Raw genomic sequence first — 8169 nt, forward strand, 5'->3', positions numbered from 1 at the left:
CGCAGCGCCGCGCCAACCAAACCGCTTGGCGCTGCGGCGGACGAATAGAGGGGAGAAGTGTTACCTATGTATCCGGTCCAAAGTGTTACCTATCTATCGGCTGGACACCGGCAGGGCGATGAGGGGCGGCGCCGACCTCCCGATGGTCCGGCTCAAGCAGGCTGAGTGCCGTTTCGAACGAAACCGCGTCGTACCTACTCCGCCGCCTCATACCCAGCGATACCCTTGATCTCGAGGAAATCCTCGAGCCCGTATTCGGCGTATTCGCGGCCGTTGCCCGACTGCTTATAGCCGCCGAAGGGCAGTCCAGCGTCCCAGGTCGGGTAGTTGATGTAGACGTTGCCGGAGCGCATGCGCGCCGCCACGTCGCGTGCTTTCTGGATGTCCTTGGCCTGGATGTAGGAGGCAAGGCCATAGACGGTGTCGTTGGCCTGCTCGACCGCCTGCTCGACCGTGTCGTAGGGCATGATCGCCAGCACCGGCCCGAAGATCTCCTCGCGTGCGATGCGCATGTCGTGGGTGACGTCGGCGAACACGGTCGGCCTGATGTAGTAGCCGCGGTTGAGTTCGGCGGGGCGGCCGGGGCCGCCGGCGACCAGCGTCGCCCCCTCGTCGATGCCGGCTTGAATCAGGTCCTGGATCTTGTCGAACTGCACCTGACTGACGACCGGACCAAGCTTGGTGCCGGCGGCGTCTGCCGGGCCGACGGTGAACTTTTCCGCCGCCGCCTTGGCGTAGCCCGCCGCCTCGTCATGACGATCGCGCGGCACGAACATGCGCGTCGGCGCGTTGCAGGACTGACCGCTGTTACCGAAGCAGCCGGCGACGCCCTTGCTGACGGCGGTGGCGAGGTCGACGTCCGGGAACAGGATGTTGGCCGACTTGCCGCCAAGCTCCTGATGCACGCGCTTGACCGTGTCGGCGGCGGCCTTGGCGACCAGGATGCCGGCCCGCGTCGAGCCGGTGAACGACATCATGTCGATGTCGGGATGGCTGGACAGCGCCTGGCCGACGCCCGGGCCGTCGCCGTTGACGAGGTTGAACACACCCTTCGGCACGCCGGCCTCGTCGAGGATCTCGGCGAAGATGATGGCGTCGAGCGGCGCGATCTCCGATGGCTTCAGCACCATGGTGCAGCCGGCGGCGAGCGCCGGGCCCACCTTGCAGGTGATCTGGTTCAGCGGCCAGTTCCACGGCGTGATCAGGCCGACGACGCCGATCGGCTCCCTGACGATCAGCGAGGAACCCTTGACGTGGCGAAACTCGAACGATTTCAGCACTTCCGCCATCTTCGTCAGATGCGCGAGGCCGACGCCCACCTGGCTGTCGAGCGCGAACTGGCGCGGCGCGCCCATCTCGCGCGACACGGCGAGCGCCAGGTCGGAACTGCGCTTCTTGTAGACCGCGATGACGCGGTTCAGGATGTCGAGGCGCTCCTCCACCGAGGTGAAGCCGAACGTGTTGAAGGCGCGCTTGGCCGCGGCCACCGCCTTGTCGACATCGGCCTTGGTGCCGAGCGATATCTGCGCGAAGGCATCCTCGGTCGATGGATCGATGACATCGAGTGTGTTGGCCACAACAGGATCGACCCACGCGCCATCGATATAGAACTGCAGATTGTGTGACATGGTTTCTCCTGGGGGCGCGTCGCGTGGCCGTTTCGGCCGTGATATATGGCTAGAGATAACGATGCGCAAACGCCGCTGTCAAACGCAACCCCGGAAGTGGTTGAGCCAGCACGCCAGTGATTGAGCCAGACGCGTTGGCCCAGCGAACCCAGCCGTTTTCGATGACATGGATGAACTACAGCAGCGTGTGTCCTGCCTCAACCAGACGCTGTTTCGCCGCATCCTGGTCCGCCATTTTCACCAGCAGATGATCGCCATCGAAGGTGGATACCAAGAAGATGCCCAGCCCGTTTTCCGACAGCGGCCGGATGACCGACAACACGATGCCGGTTTCGTCGAAAGCAAACGGCCCCTGCAATTTGAAGGCGACCCAGTCGCCGTCGTGCTTGACGGTGCCTGGAACGCGATCCTCCAGGCAAGTGATCGAAAGCTCGTCATCGGTCCTGGTGATGCTGACGAAGCCTGGCCCGTCCGCCCAGCCGGGAATGCCGTCGCTCGCCCCGAGCCGTGAAATCGCGTAAATCTCTGGAAGTTGCTTCAATTTGATCCTGGCAGCCATCTTCGTACCATTCCTCCGCTTGCCCGCTATCGCGTCAATTTCTTGCTCATATAGACCGTCATGCCGCCCATGAACGGCTCCTCCCTGTCGATCGTATAGCCGTGCCATTTATACAGCGACACGTTGACCTCGAAAGCGCCGTTGGTCAGCAGGCGCAGCTCCGGACGGCCTGCTTCGATCGCCTTCCACTCGGCCCGCTCCAGCAGCAGCCGCCCGATCCCCCTGCCCTGCGCCTCCGACGCGACGCAGACATTCTCGATCCACAAATGGTCGCCGGCAAGCATGGTTTCGATCATCCCGACAATGCGGCCCTCCTCGATGGCCAAGTCGAGCGGATGCTCGGCAACGGCCCTCTCATAGTCGGCGCGCATCGGCAGCGGCTCGCGGCCGATCACCGGCACCCATTTGCCATAGGCTGATCGAACGATATCCCGGATGGCGGCGGCGTCGGCGGGTTCGGCCGGCCGGAACCGGATGGAGGACTTGATGGTCATGACAGGGCTCCAGACATGGAAAACCCCGCCGGCGGGTGTCGCGGGCGGGGCTGGAAACGAACGAACCGCATCTATCCTGCCGGCCTTTGTCGTCGCGCAATCAGCTTGCCGCTTCGCGCTGGGCGGTGTCGCTGGATGCTGGCGGGGGCGGAAATGAGCATGGCGCCAAGCTGGCGCAAGTGGCGCGGCGCTGTCAAGCCAGGGCCAATTTGTCGGGAAACATCAAGGCGCTCTCATCGGCCTGCGGGGCCCTTATCCCCCGTGGTGACGGAACGCTGGCTCCGGTATCGACGCCAGGGCAATTCCAGGAACAGTGTGAAACGGTTTCCCTTGGGAATTGCGCTAAAGCTGGACCGCTCCCGGGTCCGTCCTATCTGAGCCCTATCCTCTCCAGACGAAAGGGAGCGACCGCCCGTGACAGATATCGACCTTGCCGACACCTATCGTGGCTACATCGCCTGCCTCAATGCCCAGGACTGGCAGGACCTCGAGCGCTTCTTGCACAGCGAGGTGCACTACAATGGCGACCGGGTCGGGCTGACAGGATACCGTGACATGCTGGAACGGGATTTCCGGGAAATTCCGGATCTTTATTTCGACATCCAACTGCTGATCTCCGATACGCCTTTCATAGCCAGCCGGCTGCAATTCAATTGCACGCCGAAGGGAAGTTTTCTCGGCCTCCCCGTCAATGGCCGGAAAGTCTCTTTCAGCGAGAACGTCTTCTACGAGTTTCTCGATGGCAAGATCAGGCATGTCTGGTCGGTCATCGACAAAGCGGCCATCGAAGCGCAGTTGTAGGCGTCTTCGCTCCTTGAACGGAACGATTTCGGCGCGGAGTCGGCAATCGTTCGTCAGAATCGATCATTCTAACGAAAATAATTCGTTGGAAAGATCGTTTTAGGAATGGCATTCTCCTGAGGCACTCGCCTGGAGAATTGCATTGTCTTCCACCGCCCGCGCTACGAACGATATTCCGAAAGGCACGATTTCTGCCGATCTGGCGGCAAGTCGCAAGCGCCTCGATTCGGCGTGGAATGGCATCATCCCCGGCATCGTCCTGGTGGCGATGATCACCGCCGTCGCCTTCTCGGCCCGCAATGTCTCCGGTTTCGCCCTGTTCAGCCCGATGATCCTCGCCGTCGTCGCCGGCATGATCTATTCCAACGTGCTCGGCACCCCTGCCCATGCCAGGGCGGGCATCGCCTTCTCGCAAAAGCGCCTGCTGCGCTTCGCCATCGTGCTGCTCGGCTTCCAGCTGACGCTCGGCCAGGTCGTCTCGATCGGCGCCGGCGGCGTCGGCATCGTCGCGCTGACCCTTGGCGCCACCTTCGTCTTCACCATCACGCTCGGCCGCCTGATCGGCGTCGACGCCAAGCTGGCGCAGCTGATCGCCGCCGGCACCTCGATCTGCGGTGCCTCGGCCATCGTCGCCACCAACATCGTCACCGATGCGTGTGACGAAGACGTCACCTACGCCGTCGCCTCGATCACGCTGTTCGGCACCGTTGCCATGCTCGGCTTTCCGCTGCTGGCCCCCGTGCTCGGCCTCGACCAGCACGCTTTCGGCCTGTGGGCAGGGGCCTCGATCCATGAGGTCGCGCAGGTCATCGGCGCCGGCTTCCAGAACGGCACCCAGTCCGGCGAGATCGCCACCGTCGCCAAGCTGACCCGCGTTGCCATGCTGGCGCCGATGGTCATCGCGCTCGGCCTGATGGCGCGGTGCGGCAGCCGCGATCAATCAAGCGACCAATCCGGGACGCGGCCGCCCATGCCATGGTTCGTCGCCGCCTTCGTCGCCGTCGTGGCGCTGAACAGCCTTGTCGCGATCCCCGCCGAAGTGAAGACGGCGATGGCGCTCGCCACCACCATCATGCTGACCATGGGGCTGGCAGCCATGGGCCTGCAGGCCGACATTTCGCAGCTGCGCTCGCGCGGCCTGCGCCCGCTGGCGTTGGCCTTCTCGGCCTTCCTGTTCATCGGCGGCTTCAGCCTGATACTGGTGAAGTTTGTCTGAGCATTAGCGCCGACAACAGGCGAGTTTGGGAATCAGACCACATCGGTTAGAGCTATTCCAGCAAAAGTGCGTATCGGTTTGTGTCCGGAATTGCGTAGACAAAGAGTAGAGCATCGGAGGCGTTTTTTCGCCGGAATGGTCTACGGTCCGCCTGTTCGCAGGAGCCCGCACCCGATCCATGCTGTTCGTTCCCCTGCCCTTCGTCGTCGCGCTGTTGCTGTTCATCCTGCTTGGCGTGGTCGCCAGGCGTGGAGATGAGGCTGCGCCCAACCTGCCGTTTCTTGCCCTGATCCTGGTCGCGGCACTGCAGTCGGTGTTCACCGGCCTGCGCTGGGGCTACGGCATCCGCGAAATAGGCTATATCGCTCCCCTCTCCGCCGCGATCATGCCAGCGCTGCTCTACGCCGGCGTTGCCAGGCTCGCCCGCACCAGCGACCGCCCATGGCCGGCCCTGCTGGCGCTCCACGCAGTGCCCGCCGCCATCGTCCTGGTGCTGGTGCTTTTCTGGCGCGACGCGGTCGACGCGGCGCTGATTTCGATCGATTTCATCTACGCCACCGCCATCCTCTGGCTGCTGCGGTCCGGCGCGGACGGGCTTCGCCTGGCGCCTTTCGACGGCGCGGTTCCGGCCTACCGGGGCATCATTGCCGCGGCGTTTACGCTATGCCTGTCGGGACTGGTCGACATGGCGGTGTCCTTCGACGTGGCATCCGGGCACGGCGCCCGTGCGGCGGCCGTGATCGGCATCGCCAATCTTTTCATCCTCGTCATCGTCGGCGTCGCGACGGCCGCGGCGAGCCAGAGCCATGTTCCGCCCAATGCCGCCGAGCTCGCCGAGACCTCGCCCCCTGCCAATGCCGGCGAAGACGCCGACACGCTTCGCAGGGTGGACGAAGTGCTGCGGGAGAAGAAGCTCTACCGGGACGCCGACCTCAATCTCAACCGCCTTGCGCGACGCGCCGGAATTCCGGCACGGCAGATTTCGGCGGCGATCAACCGGGCCAAGGCCAGGAACGTCTCGCAATATGTCAACGAACATCGCATCGACGAGGCCTGCCGGCTGCTGACCGGGACCGATCAGCCGGTGACCGAGATCATGTTCGCGGTGGGCTTCCAGACCAAGTCGAACTTCAACCGCGAATTCCGCCGCGTCACCGAGATGACGCCGCTCGCCTGGCGGGAACGCAATGCGCCCTCGCTTGCAAGCCCCGTGGGTGGCTGAACACTCGAGGCACTGCCCGGCGCCAAGCCGTACTCGATCACGATGTGGTACTCGATCACGACAAGGCACGTCCTCGATCGCGATCGAGGTCGCGGGCTCCGAGCCGATCCGCTGATATCGCGGTGTCAAACCAGCAAGGCGCACGCGTTCGCCAACGGAGCTTCCAATGAAATTGTCGACGATGCTTTGTGCCGTCCTTGTCTCAACGATGCCGATGCAGCACGCGGCCAGCGCCGGCGACAGCGTCGGCGTTCGTCACGTCCCCGCTTCATCCAGGGAACGCGGCACCGATCTCGACGTCACGGTCTGGTACCCGGCGCAGCCGGGCGGCGACGCGGTCAGCCTCGGCGACAATGAGCTTTTCATCGGCACCTCCGCCCTGCGCGATGCGCCGGTCTCAGGCGGAAAATTTCCGCTCATCCTGCTTTCGCACGGCGCCGGGCTGGCGGGAAATCCGCAAGCCTTGAGCTGGATCGCGACACCTCTGGCCAGGCTGGGATTCATCGTCGCCGCTCCCACGCATCCGGGAAACACGGGGCCAAAAAGGTCCGCTGCGGAGACGATGAAACTGTGGCTGCGGCCCGCCGATCTCACGGCAACCCTGGACGCGATGGAAGGGGACGCCTTGTTCAGGGATCACTTGGAGCAGGGCCAAGTCGGCGTGCTCGGCCTTTCCATGGGCGGCAACACCGCCCTCGCCATGGCCGGTGCCCGCGTCGACCCGAAGCTGCTGGCAGCCTATTGTGATACGGACCGGCTCAATGCCTCGCTTTGCCAGTGGGTCAGGCAAAGCGGCGTCGATCTCCACGCCATGGACCTGCGGCCCTCCGGCCGCGACAACAGCGACCGCCACATCCGCTTTGCCATGGCCATCGATCCCGCGCCAGTCGATGTCTTCGACACCGGAAGCTTCGCCGGCATCAGGATCCCGGTCGATATCGTCAATCTTGGCCAGCCGGGAAAGATCCCCACGACCAGCGACGCCTCGGGGATCGCAAAGGCGATCGTTAAGGCGAGCTACGCGACGATCGAGGACGCTAGCCACTACAGCATGTTCGGCGCGTGCAAGCCCGGTGCGTTGGCAATCATCGTGTCCGAAGAGATCGGCGACCCGTGTGCGATGATGCTGGCGGACGATCGCGCGGCGAGATTCATGCGCAATTGATCGACATGGCGACTACGGCGTTCAGCAGAGCGCTGAAGGCAGGGCCATAGGCTTGCAAGGCAAGCGTTCTACGGCGCCAACGCTTATCGCTCGATGGCGCGCGCTCAGTCCTCGAACGAACTTGCCGCGACATAAATCGCGGCCAGTGCTTCGATGCCAGCCTGGTCGGCCTTGTCGAAGCGGCCGGGCAGTGGGCTGTCGAGATCGAGCACGCCGAAGACACCGTTGTCGTCTTCCAGGAGCACGACCAGTTCCGAGCGCGAATCGGCGTCGCAGGCGATGTGGCCGGGGAAATCGTGGACGTCCTTGATCAGCATCGAGGTGCCGAGTTCCACCGCGGTTCCGCACACGCCCTTGCCGACGGCGATGCGCACGCAGGCCGGCTTGCCCTGGAACGGGCCGAGCACCATCTCCTCGTCCGATGCCAGGAAATAGAAGCCGGCCCAATTGAGGTCGGGCACCATCTGGAAGATCAGCGCCGAGGTGTTGGCGGCATTGGCGATCGAGTCACCCTCGCCGTCGAGCAGCGCCTTCAGTTGCGTGGCAAGGTCGCGGTAGAACGCGGCCTTGTCCGAGGTGTCGATGGCCTTGGCCGCAAACATGGCTTGTCTCCGAGCTGAGAATCGCGGTTCCGTTTCCGGCAAGCTGCACCAAACGACCACCGGGCCATATTAGCGTGAATTCCAGCCCCCGCGAAAGCCGCAAGATCAGGATCGCCGCCGCAATCATCGGGGACGTGTGGCTCGATCTTGCCGCCGGGCTGCATGAAGGCGCTGGTGCTGCGGTTGAGTGGGAAGTAGCAGCTTCAATACGAGCGTCCTTCTCCCCGTTCACGAGGAGAAGATGGCGGCAGCCAGATGAGGGGCAGCGCGACGCTCGCAACGGGCCCGTTACCGCAGCGAAGGACTGGATATGGAAAGGTTGCATTCTCCTTGCGGAGCGTTGGCGCCGCCCCTCACCTGCCTGCCGGCATCCTCTCCCCGTATCGTGACGGGGAGAGGGACGATGTGTCCGAACCGGATAGATAGGTAACAGAATGGACCTGATGGATGGGTGACAGTTTTCTCCTTCGCTGGGAGGACCG

7 protein-coding genes and 1 pseudogene are annotated in these 8169 nt (G+C 63.8%); 4 read left to right on the top strand and 4 right to left on the bottom strand.

Annotated elements, in window-relative coordinates; all coding sequences use genetic code 11:
* Positions 1-194: 194 nt before the first annotated feature.
* The 3 genes from LB577_RS32790 to LB577_RS32800 all read right to left on the bottom strand — a co-directional run bounded on the left by LB577_RS32790 (position 195) and on the right by LB577_RS32800 (position 2681).
* Positions 195-1628, bottom strand: coding sequence for an aldehyde dehydrogenase family protein (locus LB577_RS32790; RefSeq protein ID WP_224690530.1), 1434 nt, complete (start codon positions 1626-1628; stop codon positions 195-197).
* Positions 1629-1803: 175 nt separating this feature from the next.
* Positions 1804-2187, bottom strand: a complete 384-nt coding sequence (locus tag LB577_RS32795; RefSeq protein WP_224690531.1) for an ACT domain-containing protein — start codon at positions 2185-2187, stop codon at positions 1804-1806.
* A 26-nt stretch (positions 2188-2213) separates the two neighbouring features.
* Entirely contained in the window at positions 2214-2681 is a 468-nt protein-coding gene (locus LB577_RS32800) for a GNAT family N-acetyltransferase (RefSeq protein WP_224690532.1), read from the bottom strand.
* Between the two features lie 414 nt (positions 2682-3095).
* Here LB577_RS32800 and LB577_RS32805 point away from each other — a divergent pair, with 414 nt between their 5' ends.
* The 4 genes and pseudogenes from LB577_RS32805 to LB577_RS32820 all read left to right on the top strand — a co-directional run bounded on the left by LB577_RS32805 (position 3096) and on the right by LB577_RS32820 (position 7135).
* Positions 3096-3482, top strand: coding sequence for an ester cyclase (locus LB577_RS32805; protein WP_224690533.1), 387 nt, complete (start codon positions 3096-3098; stop codon positions 3480-3482).
* A gap of 142 nt (positions 3483-3624) precedes the next feature.
* Positions 3625-4698 carry a YeiH family protein gene (locus tag LB577_RS32810; protein WP_224690534.1) on the top strand — a complete coding sequence of 358 codons (1074 nt, stop codon included), beginning with the start codon at positions 3625-3627 and terminating at the stop codon, positions 4696-4698.
* Between the two features lie 178 nt (positions 4699-4876).
* Positions 4877-5920 (top strand): helix-turn-helix domain-containing protein, encoded by a 1044-nt coding sequence (locus LB577_RS32815; protein ID WP_224690535.1) that lies wholly within the window; start codon positions 4877-4879, stop codon positions 5918-5920.
* A gap of 166 nt (positions 5921-6086) precedes the next feature.
* Positions 6087-7135, top strand: a pseudogene (locus LB577_RS32820) (alpha/beta hydrolase family protein).
* Between the two features lie 54 nt (positions 7136-7189).
* Here LB577_RS32820 and LB577_RS32825 read toward each other — a convergent pair.
* Complete coding sequence (locus LB577_RS32825) at positions 7190-7687, bottom strand: GAF domain-containing protein (RefSeq protein ID WP_023766172.1); 498 nt, start codon at positions 7685-7687, stop codon at positions 7190-7192.
* Positions 7688-8169 lie beyond the last annotated feature (482 nt).

The sequence above is a fragment of the Mesorhizobium sp. B283B1A genome (assembly GCF_020165735.1).
Taxonomy (GTDB): domain Bacteria; phylum Pseudomonadota; class Alphaproteobacteria; order Rhizobiales; family Rhizobiaceae; genus Mesorhizobium; species Mesorhizobium opportunistum.

Excerpts from the sequence above, each read along its gene's own strand:
- LB577_RS32815 (WP_224690535.1), top strand. The coding sequence starts at position 4,877 with ATGCTGTTCGTTCCCCTGCCCTTCGTCGTCGCGCTGTTGCTGTTCATC.
- LB577_RS32800 (WP_224690532.1), bottom strand. The coding sequence starts at position 2,681 with ATGACCATCAAGTCCTCCATCCGGTTCCGGCCGGCCGAACCCGCCGAC.
- LB577_RS32790 (WP_224690530.1), bottom strand. The coding sequence starts at position 1,628 with ATGTCACACAATCTGCAGTTCTATATCGATGGCGCGTGGGTCGATCCT.
- LB577_RS32795 (WP_224690531.1), bottom strand. The coding sequence starts at position 2,187 with ATGGCTGCCAGGATCAAATTGAAGCAACTTCCAGAGATTTACGCGATT.
- LB577_RS32825 (WP_023766172.1), bottom strand. The coding sequence starts at position 7,687 with ATGTTTGCGGCCAAGGCCATCGACACCTCGGACAAGGCCGCGTTCTAC.